Annotated in this window: 15 protein-coding genes; 10 read left to right on the top strand and 5 right to left on the bottom strand. The window is 42.5% G+C overall.

Annotated features, from left to right (window positions below; genetic code table 11):
* Positions 1-446 precede the first annotated feature (446 nt).
* The 5 genes from V1L65_RS25505 to V1L65_RS25485 all read right to left on the bottom strand — a co-directional run bounded on the left by V1L65_RS25505 (position 447) and on the right by V1L65_RS25485 (position 6,180).
* Positions 447-1,283, bottom strand: coding sequence for a carbohydrate ABC transporter permease (locus V1L65_RS25505; RefSeq protein ID WP_331702103.1), 837 nt, complete (start codon positions 1,281-1,283; stop codon positions 447-449).
* On the bottom strand, positions 1,273-2,151 hold the full coding sequence (locus V1L65_RS25500; protein ID WP_331702102.1) for a carbohydrate ABC transporter permease: 879 nt from the start codon (positions 2,149-2,151) through the stop codon (positions 1,273-1,275). Before V1L65_RS25500 ends, V1L65_RS25505 begins: the two co-directional genes overlap by 11 nt.
* Positions 2,152-2,233: 82 nt before the next feature.
* A complete protein-coding gene (locus V1L65_RS25495) occupies positions 2,234-3,538 on the bottom strand; it encodes an ABC transporter substrate-binding protein (protein WP_331702101.1) in 1,305 nt (434 codons plus the stop codon).
* A gap of 112 nt (positions 3,539-3,650) precedes the next feature.
* Positions 3,651-4,412, bottom strand: coding sequence for a response regulator transcription factor (locus tag V1L65_RS25490; protein ID WP_331702100.1), 762 nt, complete (start codon positions 4,410-4,412; stop codon positions 3,651-3,653).
* The gene (locus V1L65_RS25485; protein WP_331702099.1) at positions 4,390-6,180 is read right to left on the bottom strand and encodes a cache domain-containing sensor histidine kinase; all 1,791 of its coding nucleotides are present in this window, start codon (positions 6,178-6,180) and stop codon (positions 4,390-4,392) included. Before V1L65_RS25485 ends, V1L65_RS25490 begins: the two co-directional genes overlap by 23 nt.
* Positions 6,181-6,359: 179 nt before the next feature.
* On the opposite strand from V1L65_RS25485, the gene V1L65_RS25480 reads away from it, so the two are divergent.
* From V1L65_RS25480 to rplC, 10 genes are all read left to right on the top strand, one after another.
* Positions 6,360-7,559 carry a GNAT family N-acetyltransferase gene (locus V1L65_RS25480; RefSeq protein WP_331702098.1) on the top strand — a complete coding sequence of 400 codons (1,200 nt, stop codon included), beginning with the start codon at positions 6,360-6,362 and terminating at the stop codon, positions 7,557-7,559.
* 255 nt (positions 7,560-7,814) lie between these two features.
* Positions 7,815-8,234: a 30S ribosomal protein S12 gene (gene rpsL / locus V1L65_RS25475; RefSeq protein ID WP_331702097.1), complete on the top strand. Its 420-nt coding sequence runs from the start codon at positions 7,815-7,817 to the stop codon at positions 8,232-8,234.
* A gap of 59 nt (positions 8,235-8,293) precedes the next feature.
* Positions 8,294-8,764, top strand: a complete 471-nt coding sequence (rpsG, locus tag V1L65_RS25470) for a 30S ribosomal protein S7 (protein ID WP_331702096.1) — start codon at positions 8,294-8,296, stop codon at positions 8,762-8,764.
* Between the two features lie 29 nt (positions 8,765-8,793).
* Positions 8,794-10,869 carry an elongation factor G gene (gene fusA, locus V1L65_RS25465; RefSeq protein ID WP_331702095.1) on the top strand — a complete coding sequence of 692 codons (2,076 nt, stop codon included), beginning with the start codon at positions 8,794-8,796 and terminating at the stop codon, positions 10,867-10,869.
* Between the two features lie 127 nt (positions 10,870-10,996).
* Entirely contained in the window at positions 10,997-12,187 is a 1,191-nt protein-coding gene (gene tuf, locus V1L65_RS25460; RefSeq protein WP_331702094.1) for an elongation factor Tu, read from the top strand.
* A gap of 752 nt (positions 12,188-12,939) precedes the next feature.
* Complete coding sequence (locus V1L65_RS25455) at positions 12,940-13,926, top strand: ABC transporter substrate-binding protein (protein ID WP_331702093.1); 987 nt, start codon at positions 12,940-12,942, stop codon at positions 13,924-13,926.
* Positions 13,927-14,020: 94 nt separating this feature from the next.
* Complete coding sequence (locus tag V1L65_RS25450; protein WP_331702092.1) at positions 14,021-14,935, top strand: ABC transporter permease; 915 nt, start codon at positions 14,021-14,023, stop codon at positions 14,933-14,935.
* Positions 14,935-15,729: an ABC transporter ATP-binding protein gene (locus V1L65_RS25445; protein WP_331702091.1), complete on the top strand. Its 795-nt coding sequence runs from the start codon at positions 14,935-14,937 to the stop codon at positions 15,727-15,729. The genes V1L65_RS25450 and V1L65_RS25445 overlap by 1 nt, the downstream gene beginning before the upstream one ends.
* Positions 15,730-16,443: 714 nt before the next feature.
* A complete protein-coding gene (gene rpsJ / locus V1L65_RS25440; protein ID WP_017692074.1) occupies positions 16,444-16,752 on the top strand; it encodes a 30S ribosomal protein S10 in 309 nt (102 codons plus the stop codon).
* A 41-nt stretch (positions 16,753-16,793) separates the two neighbouring features.
* Positions 16,794-17,417: a 50S ribosomal protein L3 gene (gene rplC, locus V1L65_RS25435; RefSeq protein ID WP_331702089.1), complete on the top strand. Its 624-nt coding sequence runs from the start codon at positions 16,794-16,796 to the stop codon at positions 17,415-17,417.
* Positions 17,418-17,420 lie beyond the last annotated feature (3 nt).

Here is a 17,420-nt window from a genome sequence, read left to right as displayed (position 1 = left end):
TGAAATATAAGTTTTCAACTGTGAGGGATGGCGAGGCCGTCTATTCTTGAAATATAGGAAAGTATAAGTTTTCATCTTATATTTGATCCTATATTTCACCGTGATATGGCACATCCTTAGCCAAGGACGCGCAGCGTTTCTTCTTGTATGGGCTGAAATCTAACGAAGCGTGGCAGTGTTATTATGCGAAAAATGCCTTTTTTGAAAATTTTAACGAATCTATATGTTCTTATTGAGGATAAAAGGTCCTCTAAACAAGTGTTTATTCACACATAGAGCATCTGATCTGCGTTAGAAATTAATATCAACGAAATTTGCTTAAATAGCGCTATCAGTCTACATTTTCAGTTCGTACAGTCGGCGCCGTTAGGCGTTTTTGTTGTGCAGAAAATAAAAAAACGTTCTAATAGGCAGCGGATATGAATATGATCCATTCCATCTATCACTTACTTAATCCCTGTCAGGGATACACCTTCTATAAAGCGTTTTTGAGCAAGGAAAAAAACGATTAAAATCGGTAAAGCGGACACAACCGAAGCTGCCATAATGAGATGCCATGAAGTGCCGTTAATATTGGAAAACATCGATAAACCAATAGGCAATGTAAACAGCCGATCGGAGTTTACGTAAATAAGCGGACTAAGGAAATCATTCCAGCTGTTTAAAAAGGTGAAAATGGATAAAGTCGCTATTGCCGGCAGGCACATAGGCAGCATGATCGTATGGAAGATGCGCCATGGTGTGCAGCCATCGATTTTTGCTGCTTCATCGATTTCTTTTGGCACTGTAATAAAGAACTGCCTCATTAAAAAAACGCCGAATGCGCCTCCTGCTCCCAGCATAGGGGGAACGATTAGCGGGAAATGAGAATTAGACAGCTTCAGCTTTGCGAACGTAGTGAATAGAGGGATAATGGTTACTTCTACCGGAATCATCAGTCCGCTTAACAACAACAAAAACAGTCCGTTTTTTAAGGGGAATGATATTTTAGCAAAAGCATAACCAGCCAGTGCGGAAAGAACACAGGTACCCGCAGTAACAATTACTCCAATGTATAAGCTGTTCCAAAAATAGAGAAGGAACGGCTGCTGTTTAAAAACCTCGATATAATTTTCCCAAACAATCGGATTAGGAATCCACTGAGGAGGAAACATAAAAACTTTTGTCTGATCCTTCAATGAGGTGATTACCATCCACAAGAAGGGGATCATGATGAAAACGGAAACGATGATTAGGACCAAGTACACGAAAAGCTTATTCATTAAATTAGCTTTAGTTTTCAAAATGCACCCACCTTTTCCTCATGTACCACTGTATAATAGTAAGGGCCAAGATGATGGCGAACAGTACACACGCAATCGCAGATGCGTAACCAAATTCATATAAATTAAAGGCCTGCTGATAAATGTAGTACACTAATACCATCGTACTGTTTGCAGGACCCCCGCCAGTCATGACATAGACTTGTCCAAATACTTGCAAGGAGCCAATTAAGGTTATGATCAATGCTAAAAAGATAGATGGAGAAATTTGCGGCAGTGTAATATGAAGCAGTGTTTTCCATTTAGAAGCGCCGTCAATGCTTGCGGCCTCATAATATAATCGGGGAACGTCCTGCAGCCCTGCCAAAAATATAACCATATTGAGCCCCACATTTTTCAGTACACTAATCACAATTACAACTGGCATAGTCAAATGCATATCATAAAGCCATACAGGACCATCTATACCGAATAAAGATAAAATGCTGTTAATAAGCCCGTCTGTAGCAAAAATATATTTCCATACAATCGCCCATACCACGATGGAAACGACGACAGGTGTGAAAATCGCCGTTCTGAACAAGCCGATTCCTTTAATGTTCCTGTTTAACAGTAAAGCCAGAGAGAGGGCGAGCAAAATGTTTAACGGCACTAATCCAACTGAAAAATATAAAGTATTAAATAAAGATTTTTTGAAAATGGCATCTTGATTCAAAAGCTTGTCATAATTGCTCCAGCCAACCCAGGACAGTTCTCTTGTAAACGACCAATCTGAAAAACTCATTACCATTGCAGTAATGATAGGAATTAAAAGAAATATTATATATCCTGCAACCATAGGCAGTACAAAGGCATAACCATACCACATATCGCGTCGTGACAGCTTCAATATAGGCCTCCTCTCGCATTGCGAATTTCACCAAGCCAAGGCTTGGTGAAATTCGCTGTTTTATTTAGTTTGTAAGTGATTATTAAGGCGTAATTAGAGCGTTGAGTGCAGTCTCCAATTCAATAAGCACATCTTTAACCGTTGCTTGCTGGGTGTTCAATTTATCAATAATAGATTGAGCGGTAACATTAATTTGCTGCCATTTTACATGAGATGGGCTGACGCGGGCATCCTTCATCTGATCCAATACAGCAATTTGAATACTTTCTGGTGAGGGCTGCTGATCTGGTTTCATAAAAATCTCGGATTCAAGAATAGATTTACGCCCTGGCACGAAATATTGTGCAGTTACGCTCATGGAGTCCTTGCTGCTTAGAAACTTTAAAAATTGTGCGGCTTCTTCTGGATGCTCTGTATCGGAAAAAACACCAATGCCCGCATAGCCCATAAGTGTGCCTCTTCCTTTAGGACCTTCTGGCAAAGGAGCGACATCCCATTCGAAATCAGTAATTTTTCTAGCTTTTGTTACGAAGCTGTACATATCCTTGAACATGGCAACCTGTCCGGATTCAAACGTAGATTGGCTGTCGCCTGGCTTAGGATGCACCTTATCCTTGAACAGCATGTCATAGTAAAATTGAATCGCTTGTTCGGATTCAGGAGAATTAATAGCAATCGCTGATTTGTCATCGTTAAACAAATCTCCGCCATATGCCCAAACTAGCGGCAATAAAGTAGAAGACCAGTACTGCCAGGCATGCAAGTAATCCGCCCCATAAATTCCTTTTGATGAATCTGTCAACGCTTGAGCTGCTTTTAAATATTCTTCAAGTGTCCAATTGCCTTCGGCATAAAGCTCTGATGGCGTTTTCAATCCTTTTTCTTTAAACATTGTTTTGTTGTAAAAAATCATCGTTGTCGGAGTAGAAAATGGCACACCGTAGTTTTTTCCCTCGTTAGTCAGCAATTCCAAAGTGGCCGGATAAAAATCATTAAAGTCATATTCCTTATCCGCTTTTAATGCTTCTGTTACATCCAAGAGTTGGCCAGCTTGAAATAATGTTGGAATAGTACTTTCGAACACCCAGCCCAAATCAGGTGCTTCACGGGAAGCCATCATAATAGAAAGCTTACGATCGTAATCTTCATTTACAACATTCATGACCTCAACTGTCACGTTAGGATGAAGCGTAGTAAATTTTGCTGCTAAATCTTCGTACATTTTTTTGTGCTCATCACTGCCAGCAATACTGAACGTAAGATTAACCTTTTTTCCAGTAGACTGATCAGGCTTCTCCGAGTCTTGTCCATTGTTTTCATTGCTGCATCCGAGTACAGCAGTGAACGCGAGAACAATTACAAGAATGCCTCCTATCCATTTTTTCATACCTATATCCCCCTTATAAACAGTCGTGTCCTGTGGACAAATTAAGTATAAAAGATATGTCTTACCGGCTAAAATCCAACAGAATCGATAAAAGGTATAAAATTTCGAGGGATTATAATTCTCGATATTGAGAAGGAGTTACACCTGCATGCTGTTTAAACACACTCATAAAATATTTTTCATGTGTATAGCCGCACATAACTGAAATTTCCCTAATTTTCAAGTTAGTATCTTTTAAAAGCAGTTTTGCTTTACCGATTCTTTCTTCAGTTACAAACTCACCGTAATTTTGACCGGTTTCACACTTGAATAAATAGGATAAATATTGTGCATTCAAATAAACCTTTTCAGCTACTTCCTGTAGCGTAATATTCTGGTCAAGATGTTGCTGGACGTATTCCTTAACTTCGCGTATGATCTTACGGCTGCTTCGGCTGGCGCCAGCTTTACCATCTCTATTTTCTGTACCTGCTGTACGTTCTTCCTCCTGGATATGCTGCGCTTGTCTTTTTTCTTTATAACGCTCAAGTGTTTGCGCAAGCTCAATTCTGCTTATCGGCTTAAGCAAGTAATCGGTCACCCGGTAGCGCAGCGCTTGCTTTGCATATTCAAATTCCTCATATCCGCTTAAAATGTAAATATCAACGTCAGCGAATTGCTCGCGAATGCTTGAAATCATTTCAAGCCCATCCATAACAGGCATGCGAATATCGGTAATAATAATGTCGGGCCGTAATGCTCTGGCCAGCTCCAGGCCTTCCTTGCCATTAACGGCGACACCGGCAATTTTAAATCCGCCAATTAAATTTTCGATTAACTGACGGAGGCCTTCCCGTATTTGCTTTTCATCCTCAACGATCAATACGCGATACATCCTGATCCTCCTCTCGATGATGCCTTTGATTAGGCAGCTCCCAACTAAGCGGCAATCTTAAATAAACAAGGCTGCCTTGCTGGACTTTGCTATCAATGTATAATCCATAAGGCTCCCCATAAAGCAGCTGTATTCTATGAAATAAATTGTACAGAGCATATCCCCCGCGTCGTGTGCCGAAGGCTGAAGTTTCCTGCTTGTTTTTGCTGTGTTCCTCATAAAGTCCGGCATAGATCTTTTTTATATCCTCTGGCGTCATGCCTTTGCCATTGTCCTCGATTGCGAGGATCAGATCGCCGTTCTCGACTTCTGCGCGCACTCGAATTTGCCCGCCGCTATCGCCGACGCCGTGTTGAATTGCATTTTCGATAATAGGCTGGAGTATGAGTTTGGGTACCCAGCATTGCTCGAGCTCAGGATGCAAATCGATGGAGTACACGATGCTGTCGCCGAATCGGAATGACTGAATTTGCATATAAGCTTCTACAAAGCGGAATTCATCAATTAAGCGGACTGGCATGCGCTCCTTGTCTACCGTATATCGCAGCAGTTTTCCAAAGCTCGACGTTACATCTGAAATTTCCAAGCTGCCTTGCTGCAGCGCCATCATATTAATCAGTTCAAGCGTATTGTACATAAAATGTGGATTGATTTGACTTTGAAGCGCAGTAATTTCGGACTCGCGCTCCTTTACTCTGGTTTCATAAACTTCATGCACAAGTCGCTCAATTTCGCTGACCATTAGGTTGAAGCCTACCGCAAGCTGACCCATTTCATCCGTTGCAGAAACCGCCACCCGCTCAGTAAAAGAGCCGCGCGCAATCCGCTTCATAGACATTTGCAGCTTGCGAATAGGCTTGACCAGCTGATTTGAAAACAAAGCAGCGATAATATAAGCAACCACCAATGATAAAATAGATAAATACAATGTGGAGAGCACCAGCTTCTCGGCATCCTTATGCAGCTCATTTTTAGAAATACTCCCAACAATGAAAAGATTAGAATAGCTGGAAAAGGCCTTTTCAATTAAATCTCCCGTGTCACCGGCAAACGGGGTGACCTGATTGTTTTGCTGTGATATTTCACCACTTAGCTCTGGGTAAAACATTCTGCCATCCTTGTCCATAATCTGCACCTTGCTTCCATTGCCTAATTTAACAGTTTCCAAAAATTCCAAAAATGCTTTTTCATTTAAATCAATTTTTATCGTGCCCAGCGGTTTATTGGTCCCTGGTTCCCGTATTAAACGGGCAACAGAAAAGACATGTGCCGGGCGTTTATAATAATAAGCGATATGTGGCGGCAGAATAACCAGTTTCCCATCGGCTTGATTGACAGTGTCAACAGCTGCGGCATCTAGCAAGGACCACTTTGAAGCGCTGATGTCGTTGGAATCGCTGAAGAGGCTTCCGTCATTAGCTAACAAAACGAGCCCGACAAAATTTTTTCTGCTTTGCGAAGAAAGATAGAGGTTCATATTAAGCTGCTCTTCCTTGACAGCATATACATTTTCGCTCCAAGGCTTATTATGCTTGGCCAATGTGGCAATAACCGCATTCTGGTAATAAGGTGTCAACGTAATTTTGTCCAGCTCATCGATATAGTTGTCCAGATTCATACGAATTTGATCTGTAATCTGCACGACATAGTTTCTTGTATCCTTTTCTACAAAACTGATATATTGCTTATACGTAATTAATCCGCTGATCATAAAAGGAACGGTAATCACCAGCACGCATACTAAAAAATATTTTAAACGCAATGACATAAGATCACCTGCTGTTCATAACTTATTTTTACAGGGAAGCCGCTACCGCAGCTGGTGCTAAAATCGAAAGTTAGTTATTCAATATTGTGGGAGCGCTCACAAGTGTGCTATGTTTAATTATTATATCCCCTTATAAAGTCAACGCAAGATTTAATTTATTAAAGATGAGGAGAATAAGCATGAATTCTGATGCAATTGAAGTTCGCAGCGTTGAAAATCGCGAGGAACTGGAAGGCGTTTACGACATATTGGACAAGGTGTTTCCTAACGGCAAGCACTTTTTTCAGCAGCGTCTGGATTATGATCAGACATATTCATTTTCGACGACCTGGATAGCGAAATGCGATGGGCAGCTTGCTTCAACTGTACAAATTTTCCCATTCCACTGCCGAATTGAGGATGTGGAAATAAAAGTTGGAGGATTAGGCAGTGTCGCTACTCTTCCTGAATATAGAGGGAGAAGGCTTTGTCAAAAGATTTTAAACCGTCAAACGGAGTGGATGTCGGAGCAGGGCTTTGACCTGTCCTTGCTATTTGCTGTAATTACACCATTTTATGAGAAATTAGGCTGGAATGTTGTTCCTGAGCCTGTCTATGCAATAAAAAGCGCGTTAGTTCCGCCTGTACAGCTGCAAACAGAATACGAAATCATTTCATTCCATTCAGATTATATTGAAGCGATGTCAGATATGTATGCGGCTTTTAACCGAAATCGATCGTATTCAGTGGCAAGGCCGGAATCTTTTTGGCGCGATCAATTGCAATGGCCAAGATGGGAAACGTCCGCTTGCTTGATCGCTTTGAAAAATGGCCGGCCAGCAGCTTATGGACAAATCAGCAAGACGATGGAAGGCAGAGCTCATATCGAAGAGCTGATCTATTTGGCAGGGGATGAGAAGGCAGCAGTGCCATTATTTCAATCTTTAATGCAGCTGCGTCCGGATGCAGTCGACATTCATGCGAAGCTGCCTAGCGATCATGTGCTGATTAACGCTCTAACTGAGTGGGGCGCGCAGCAGCAGCTCATTCAATACGCGATGTGGAAGGTTATAGGGTTATATCCGCTTCTTAAAAAAATGACGGGAGTTTTTACAAGAAGGCTGCAGCAAAGCGGGGAGTATGGAAATAAAAACTGCTGTTTACGTATAACATGCGGTTCGCAGCACGCATACCTTAATATTGCCAGTGGAACGGTCAGTGTAGAGCTGCATGCTCAGTCCCATATTGCATATAACGAGCTTGAGCTTAGCCAGGAGAAATTTATTACGTATCTTTTTCAGGGAGCAGACGAAGCTTCATCTATGACATCCCATTCAAAGCTGCTGCAGGCGCTGTTTCCGAAGCAGCCTTTCGTTTTTTATGTTACAGATAAGTTTTAATTTTGCAGAACGGTTAGAAATAGTGGTAAAATAGCGGGGGAAATAGAATGCAACCAGTATGGATGAAAAAAAATTCAAAAAATGATCGAATATCCTTGACATTGATGGTAGCAAGATGTTAATATATCGAAGTGTGCCTAATGACAAGGCTAAAGGTGTGCTTTTGTTCATTTATGAACCGCCTGGCTCTGTGGGCTTAAATAAGGGTTAAATGTCTACCACATAAAGACATGAATTGGGGAAGGAGGTGGCATTATGCCAACAATTAACCAGCTCGTTCGCAAAGGTCGTCAAGCGAAAGTAGTTAAGACTAAATCGCCAGCCTTGCAAAGAGGTTATAACGCTCTAAAACGTGAAATTACAAGCATTAGTGCTCCGCAAAAACGCGGTGTTTGTACTCGTGTAGGAACAATGACTCCGAAAAAACCGAACTCAGCTCTTCGTAAGTATGCCCGTGTGCGTCTTACTAACCGTGTTGAGGTTACAGCTTACATTCCGGGTATCGGTCACAACCTGCAGGAACACAGTGTTGTTCTAATCCGTGGTGGACGTGTTAAAGACCTTCCGGGGGTTCGTTACCATATCGTTCGTGGTGCTCTTGACACTGCAGGTGTTAATAACCGCAACCAAGCTCGTTCTAAGTATGGAACTAAACGTCCAAAAGCTAAAAAATAATAAACCCCTCATGTATAACAGCTAAGGGGATTCTACTCTAAAAGGAAGGGGGATTTTTCATGCCACGTAAAGGTCCTGTTACAAAACGTGATGTATTGCCGGATCCGGTTTACAATAGTAAATTGGTTACTCGTCTGATCAACCGCATTATGATCGACGGTAAAAGAGGCGTTGCACAAACATTGCTATATGATGCATTCAAGCTAATTCAAGAGCGTACTGGCAAAGAGCCAATGGAAGTTTTTGAAGCAGCTTTGAAAAATATTATGCCAGTGCTTGAAGTTAAAGCTCGTCGTGTCGGCGGTGCGAACTATCAAGTACCTATCGAAGTTAAACCTGAGCGTCGTACAGCTCTTGGTCTTCGTTGGTTGGTTAACTACTCGCGTAACCGCGGGGAGAAAACAATGGAGGAGCGTCTAGCAGCAGAAATTATCGACGCATCCAACAACACTGGTGCTTCCGTTAAGAAACGTGAAGACACTCACAAAATGGCTGAAGCTAACAAAGCTTTTGCTCACTACCGCTGGTAGGATTAAGAGAAACGAAAGGAGACATAATTATGGCAAGAGAGTTCTCCTTGAAAAATACGCGTAACATCGGGATTATGGCGCATATTGACGCTGGTAAAACCACAACAACTGAACGGATCTTGTTCTTTACGGGGCGTACTCACAAAATTGGGGAAACTCATGAAGGTTCTGCTACAATGGACTGGATGGAGCAAGAGCAAGAACGCGGTATTACAATTACGTCTGCCGCTACGACCGCTCAATGGAAGGGTCACCGCATTAATATTATCGACACCCCGGGACACGTTGACTTCACAGTAGAGGTTGAACGTTCCCTGCGCGTATTGGACGGGGCCGTTGGTGTTTTCAGTGCTAAAGAAGGCGTTGAGCCACAGTCTGAGACTGTATGGCGTCAAGCTGACCGTTATGGTGTTCCTCGTATCGCTTACATTAACAAGATGGACATTATCGGTGCAGACTATCTGAATGTTATTAAAGACATGCGTGAGCGTCTGCAAGCTAATGCTGTTGCGATTCAACTGCCGATGGGCGCTGAATCTGACTTCATCGGTGTTATCGATTTGATCGAGCGTGTAGCTTACACTTACAAAGATGATCTTGGTAAAGATCCTGAGCAGGGACCAATTCCTGCTGAGTACGCTGATCAAGTAGAAGAGCTTCGTCAAGATCTTGTTGAGCGTGTAGCTGAACTTGATGAAGAACTAATGATGAAATATCTCGAGGGAGAAGAAATCTCCGTCGCAGAAATTAAATCAGTACTTCGCAAAGGTGTTTGCGAAGTTAAAATCTTCCCGGTTGTTGCCGGCTCATCTTACCGTAACAAAGGCGTTCAGCCAGTTCTGGATGCTGTAGTTGCCTACTTGCCTTCACCACTTGATGTACCAGCTATTACTGGTGTTCTTGAAGATGGTGAAGAAGGTGTACGTCCTTCCTCTGACGAAGAGCCGTTCGCGTCTCTAGCGTTTAAGGTTATGACGGATCCTTATGTTGGCAGATTGACATTCTTCCGTGTTTATTCCGGTACTTTGAACTCCGGTTCATACGTTCTTAACGCTACTAAAGGTAAGCGTGAGCGTATCGGCCGTATTCTTCAAATGCATGCGAACAGCCGTGAAGAAATCTCAATCGTTTACTCTGGTGACATCGCTGCTGCAGTTGGTCTTAAAGATACAACGACTGGCGATACACTATGCGATGAGAAACATCCAATTATCCTTGAGTCAATGAACTTCCCTGATCCAGTTATCTCGGTTGCCATTGAACCAAAAACAAAAGCTGACCAAGATCGTCTTGGTATTGCAATTTCCAAATTGCAAGAAGAGGATCCTACATTCCGTGCTCATACGGATGAGGAAACTAACCAAACGATTATTTCCGGTATGGGTGAGCTTCACCTTGAAGTATTGGTAGATCGTATGCTTCGTGAGTTTAAAGTAGAAACAAATGTTGGTAAACCACAAGTTGCTTACCGTGAAACATTCCGTTCTGCTGCTAAAGTCGAAGGTAAGTTCGTTCGTCAGTCCGGTGGTAAAGGTCAATACGGTCATTGTTGGGTTGAGTTCATCCCTCAAGAGCCTGGCCAAGGCTTTGCATTTGAAAACAAGGTTGTTGGTGGTGCAATTCCTCGTGAGTACATCGCTCCAATCCAAGCTGGTATTGAAGAGTCGATGAAAAACGGTGTTATTGCCGGCTATCCTCTAGTTGACGTTAAGGCTGTCGTTTACGACGGATCTTACCATGACGTTGACTCCTCTGAGATGGCGTTTAAAATCGCTGGTTCCATGGCGCTTAAAGCAGCTAAGGAAAAGTGTAACCCTGTAATCCTTGAGCCGATTATGAAAGTTGAAGTAACGGTTCCTGAAGAATACATGGGTGATGTTATGGGTATGCTTAACTCTCGTCGTGGACGTATCGAAGGTATGGATTCCCGTGCAGGTGCACAAATTATCCGTTCCAAAGTGCCTCTATCCGAGATGTTCGGTTACTCCACAACGCTTCGTTCTGGTACTCAAGGACGCGGTGTGTTCTCCATGGAGCTTTCTCATTATGAAGAAGTTCCAAAATCAATTGCTGAAGAAATTATCGCTAAGCATAAAGGCGAATAATTACTGCTTTTAACGAAGCGCAGCATGTAACTGGTTTGCAATTGGCCGGCATTAGGGTTTGCTAGCATACTCGGTGTCGGTCCCACACATAAAAAATATGAATTTAATTTGAGGAGGTTCAAGTTCAATGGCTAAGTCTAAATTTGAACGTAACAAACCACACGTTAATATTGGTACAATCGGTCACGTTGACCATGGTAAAACTACTTTGACAGCTGCAATCACTAAAGTTCTTTCCACTCGCTACGGCGGTGCTGCAATGGACTACGACCAAATCGATAAAGCTCCAGAAGAGCGCGAGCGCGGTATCACAATCTCAACTTCTCACGTTGAGTATGAAACGCCTAACCGTCACTATGCACACGTTGACTGCCCAGGTCACGCCGACTATGTTAAAAACATGATCACTGGTGCTGCTCAAATGGACGGCGGTATTCTAGTTGTATCCGCTGCTGACGGCCCAATGCCACAAACTCGTGAGCACATCTTGCTTTCTCGCCAAGTTGGTGTTCCTTACATCGTTGTATTCTTGAACAAATGCGATATGGTTGAAGACGAAGAGCTTCTTGAGCTAGTTGAAATGGAAGTTCGCGACCTTCTTTCCGAGTATGAGTTCCCTGGCGATGACACTCCAATCATCCGTGGTTCCGCTCGTGAAGCTCTACAAGACCCTAACGGTCCTTGGGCTGACCGCGTTGTTGAATTGTTCGAGCAAATCGACAGCTACATCCCAACTCCAGAGCGCGACACAGCTAAGCCTTTCCTTATGCCAGTTGAGGACGTGTTCACAATTACAGGCCGTGGTACAGTTGCTACAGGTCGCGTAGAGCGCGGTGTGGTTAAAGTTGGCGACGAGATCGAAATCGTTGGTCTTGCTGAAGAAGCTCGTAAGTCTGTAGTTACAGGCGTTGAGATGTTCCGCAAATTGCTTGACTCCGCTCAAGCTGGTGACAACATCGGTGCTCTTCTTCGTGGTGTTGACCGTGCTGACATCGAGCGTGGCCAAGTTTTGGCAAAGCCGGGTTCTGTTAAGCCGCACACTAACTTTACAGCTCAAATCTACGTTTTGACTAAAGAAGAGGGTGGCCGTCATAAGCCTTTCTTCACAGGCTACCGTCCACAGTTCTACTTCCGTACAACTGACGTTACAGGTATCATCAACCTTCCAGAAGGTTCTGAAATGGTTATGCCTGGCGATAACATCACTGTTACAGTTGAGCTTATTTCGCCAATCGCTGTTGAAGAAGGTACTCGCTTCTCCATCCGTGAAGGCGGCCGTACTGTAGGCGCTGGCGCAGTTGCTTCTATCCAAAAATAATGCCTTGCGGCTATAGCCGCAAAGCATATTGGGACTCTCACTTCGGTGAGAGTCTTTTTTATTTCATGGATCCGCTTATGAACGAAATTTTGGCATTTGATGGTATGGAAAAATGCTAACGAGATATGAGGCAGCTGCCGATTCGACGATGAGCAGCTATTTATAAGTATGATAACCTCGGACAAGATCTTCCCTTGATAAAATCCGCTAACGGTTGCAAGTGAGGCTATTTCGGTTATTTTTGGTTATTTGAACATGTAACGGTTGCTATGAGCGTTAATGTACCGATTTTCGAAGAATTCAGTAGTTTAATGAATAGTTAAGCGCGATAGCAACCGTTAGAAAAATTAATCCGTAATTTTAGCCTGAATAGCGTTTGTGGCAACCGTTAGAAGTTAATCATCGCTCCAGTGATCCTTTGTTTCACTTATACTGCAATGAGGTTACCGATTAATGACAATTAGTCGCTTCCTGGTAAATATGTGATAACATTTGCTTTTATTTTGAGAATAATTAACTTTTATTCACTGTAGGTTGGACGCTAGAAATTAAAGAAATGAAAAACTCATGATACTTTTGGCGTATGCTGTACATTTTTAGTTAAAATTTGGAGTATTTTGATGAAATAACTTGGCATTGACGGAAACTCGATATCCCTTATAATTAAAATAGTCATAAAGGTTTGTTCACATCAACGACAAAAAGAGACAGTTGAGAGAAGTATTATACAAGACAATGAGAGGGGTATTATTTTGAAGAAACGAGTTTGGGTTGGACTAGCTTTAGCAGCAGTAATGGCATTTTCTGCAGGGTGCAGCAGCAGTAAAGTAGACTATACGATTTCTGTATCGCAATATGGTGAGCATCCATCTTTGGACGCCACATTGGAAGGCTTTAAGGCAGCACTGAAGGATGCGGGTCTTGAAGACAAGAAAAACATTAAAATCGATTACAACAGTGCGCAGTTCGAGCCATCAAACAGTAAAACAATAGCTCAAAAGATTGCAAATGGAAAAAGCGATCTGGCTCTAGGGATCGCTACAAATCCAGCATTGGATTTGGCGAATACTGTAACAGACAGACCCGTGTTGTTTGCGGCGGTAACGGATCCTATTGAAGCAGGTGTTGTTAAGCAATTACAAGCTCCGGGCGGCAATGTAACAGGTGCAGCAGATACAAATCCAGATGCTATTGTTCAAACGATGGATTTTATCGCTGCTGAGTTTCCAAATGTTAAGACAGTAGGAGTAATTATTAACGAAGGCGAGCCAAACGCAGTAGTAATGGCCAAAATAGCTGAAGAACAGCTTGCTAAGCATGGCATTAAAATGACTAAAAAAGCGATTGCTAAGTCAGCCGAAGTAAAACAAGCGGCAGACGCTTTGGTAGGAAAAGTTGACGCTATTTACATCACACTAGACAACGAAGTAGTAAGTGGTGTTTCTTCCATTATTGAAGTTGCAAACAAAAATAAAATCCCATTCTTCTCCGCTGACCGTGATTCTGTTGAGGCTGGTGCATTTGCAGCAGTTGGATTCAAATACTATGATCATGGCTATGAAGTCGGCCAAATGGCAGTGGAAATTTTGAAAAATGGCAAAAAGCCGGGTGAAATGGATGTAACCGTTCCTCAAAAGCTAGATTTTATTATTAATTTAAAAGCAGCAGAAGCTCAAGGGGTCGAAGTGACAGATAAAATGAAGCAATATGTGAAAGATCAAAATAATATTCTTCAATAATTAATTCCAGATTTGCTATTACTAATAACGATCACGATGGGGTGAGCGGACACGCCGCATCGCCCCATTGATCGTTATAGACGGGAGTTTTATTATGTATGGGTTGATGGTCGGTGCCGTTGAGTACGGTTTGGTTTATGCGCTAATGGCGCTTGGAGTATTTATTACATTTAGAATTCTAAACTTTCCTGACTTAACGGTTGATGGAAGCTTTACTACTGGAGCAGCAGTAGCTACGGTGGCGACTGTTTCCGGAACACCGCCATGGTTATCGATTATTTTTGCGTTTGCAGCTGGTGCTCTCGCAGGCACCTGTACGGGCTTGCTTCATACTAAAGGGAAAATTAATGGTCTTTTGTCGGGTATTATTATGATGATTGCTTTGTATTCCATTAATCTTAGAATTTTAGGTAAGCCAAATTATCCATTCCGTGATACGGAAACTTTATTTTCGAGTTCAAATGTATTACTAGTTATGATTGTCATCGTAATTGTAGTGAAGTTATTGTTGGATTTGTTTTTCCGTACGAATATTGGCCTAAGTTTGCGTGCTACAGGAGATAACCCCAAAATGATACGTAGTTTTGGCGCTAATACTGATATGACTATTATTATGGGCGTTGCGCTTTCCAATGCTTTGGTAGGCGCTTCCGGTGCATTTGTTGCTCACTACCTCAAGTACGCGGATAACGGCATGGGTGTCGGTATGATCGTAATCGGTTTGGCTTCTGTTATTATTGGTGAAGCTATTTTTGGCAGTAGATCAATTTTCAAAGCGACTATTGCAGCTATTCTTGGTTCAATTATTTATCGCATGATTACAGCACTTGCTGTATATGTAGACTGGCTTGATGCTTCTGACATGAAACTAATAACAGCTATCATTGTTATTTTCGCTCTAGTTATACCTTATATGAGAAGTGTATCCAAACAGAAATCAGTAGCACGAAAACGTACGTCAGAGTTACTGTCCTCATCGACAGGTGAGCAGATTGGAGGCGGACGTTAATGCTTGAAATAAATAATGTATCTAAATTGTTTAACCCGGGTACGATAGATGAAAAGATTGCTCTTATGAATGCTAATCTGGTTTTAAAGCCAGGAGATTTCATAACTGTAATTGGCAGCAACGGTGCAGGGAAATCTACTTTGATGAATTTGATTTCTGGAGTATTGAAGCCGGATGCTGGTGAAATACGGATTAACGGCAAAGATATTAGCAGACTATCCGAGCATAAACGCAGTCAATGGATTGGACGGGTATTCCAGGATCCGATGGCCGGTACTGCGCCTAGAATGACGATAGAAGAAAATTTGGCGATGGCCTATACGCGTGGCAAAATAAAAGGACTTTCGCTTGGCGTAACAAGTGCCAAACGTACTTTATTCAAAGAGCATTTGTCTCGTCTTGGCATAGGGCTTGAGAATCGACTGAATGCTATGGTCGGCATGCTCTCAGGCGGCGAGAGACAGGCTTTAAGTCTCTTGATGTCCACTTTTACAAAACCTCAAATATTGTTGTTGGACGAGCATACGGCGGCTCTAGATCCGGCACGTGCCGAGCTCATTACGGAACTGACAGAATCCATTGTAAGCGAGATGAAGCTAACCACGCTTATGGTTACTCATAACATGGAGCAAGCAATTCGTCTTGGTAACAGGCTAATTATGATGGACAAGGGGCGTATTATACTCGAAGTGAATGAGGATCGCAAGAAGCACTTGACCGTTGAACAGCTGCTTGGCGAATTTGAGCGGATTAGCGGTAAGAAGATGAGCGATGACCGTGTTGTATTGGGTTAATCGGGATATCATATAGATACATGAAATCCGTCTAGAACCGTTTATTCGGCAAAAAAAGAGAATCTAAATGCATAAAATGTACTTAGATACCACGTTGCGCAAGCATATCGGGCTGAAACCGGATATAGTGAGTTTATCTTCGCAACGTGTTTCTTCTATTAATATTAGTGTGTTGGAATATGTGGCATATGCTGCAATAACTGAGTCGTTTGCGATTTTAGAATTGCAGTTATTATGCTCCAAGGATTCCAGTTATATAAGTAGATATGTTTTTATGAAACTGTAGAGCCGGCTCTGCAGTTTTATTTTTGTATTTGGTGGTAATTATTGTAATGGAGGCATTTGTGGCGGAGTGTCGGAAGAGCGCGAGTAACTTTATAGTGACACATGTTCCACTATTAAGCTAAAAATGGCTATTTTAACAGTAGCTCATTAGCGACTCAATGGCCGGGCAAATGCCACAAAACTCCAGTTGAATAGAGGCTGCGCTTAAGCCATTCCATAGCTCAGCTGCACTATGAAAACTTTTTTGAAAAAGCATGAAAAAATAGTTGCAATTGCCCATCCACTCCTATATAATATTGACTGTTGGTCTGACGTTGCGTTGATGTGAGAGGTTGCCGACACACCCGGCCCCTTTGCCATGGGGCAGTGGAGGGTTTTTCTCACGGAGTATGTCCGATAATAAATTGGGCGAAAGAAGGAGGGACTTATATGGCAAAGCAAAAGATTCGTATTCGTTTGAAAGCATACGATCACAGAATTCTTGATCAATCCGCAGAAAAAATCGTGGAAACTGCAAAACGTTCGGGTGCAGGTGTATCTGGGCCGATTCCGTTGCCAACGGAAAAGCAAATCATCACTATTCTACGTGCGGTACACAAGTACAAGGATTCCAGAGAGCAATTCGAGCAACGCACTCATAAGCGTTTGATCGACATTGTGAATCCTACGCCGCAAACTGTAGATGCGTTGATGCGTTTGGATCTGCCATCCGGTGTAGATATCGAAATTAAGCTGTAATATCACATAAGTGAATGATAGAGAGGAAATGAGGTGTCAACATGAAAGGTATCTTAGGGAAAAAACTTGGTATGACTCAAGTCTTTACTTCTGAAGGTAACGTAATCCCGGTAACGGTTATCGAAGCTGGTCCTTGCGTAGTTCTTCAAAAGAAAGATCAAGAGACTGACGGCTACGAAGCTGTTCAATTGGGTTTCTCTGATAAGAAAGAAAGCAGATCGAATAAGCCTGAAGCAGGTCATGCTAAAAAAGCTAATTCGACGCCTAAGCGCTACGTTCGTGAAATTCGCGGTATTAACCTTGGTGAGTATGAAGTTGGCCAAGAAGTGAAGGCTAATTTGTTCGCAGAGGGCGAATTCGTTGACGTAACAGGTATTTCTAAAGGTAAGGGCTTTGCAGGCGTTATTAAGCGCTGGGGACAAAGCACTGGACCAAACAGCCACGGTTCCCGTTACCACCGCGGACCAGGTTCCATGGGTTCTATCCAAGCGAACCGCGTACCTAAAGGCAAACGCCTTCCAGGTCATATGGGTAGCGAAACAGTAACAATCCAAAAGCTTGAAGTTATTCGCGTAGACGCTGAGCGTAACGTGATTCTAGTAAAAGGCTCCATTCCTGGACCTAAAAACGGTTTTGTGAAAGTTAGAGAAACAGTTAAGAAATAATTG

Origin of the sequence: Paenibacillus sp. IITD108, from assembly GCF_036541265.1 — a bacterium.
In the GTDB taxonomy this organism is placed as follows: Bacteria; Bacillota; Bacilli; order Paenibacillales; family Paenibacillaceae; genus Pristimantibacillus.
Note: the sequence above shows the minus strand (reverse complement) of the source record. Positions and strands in the feature narration are given on the sequence as shown.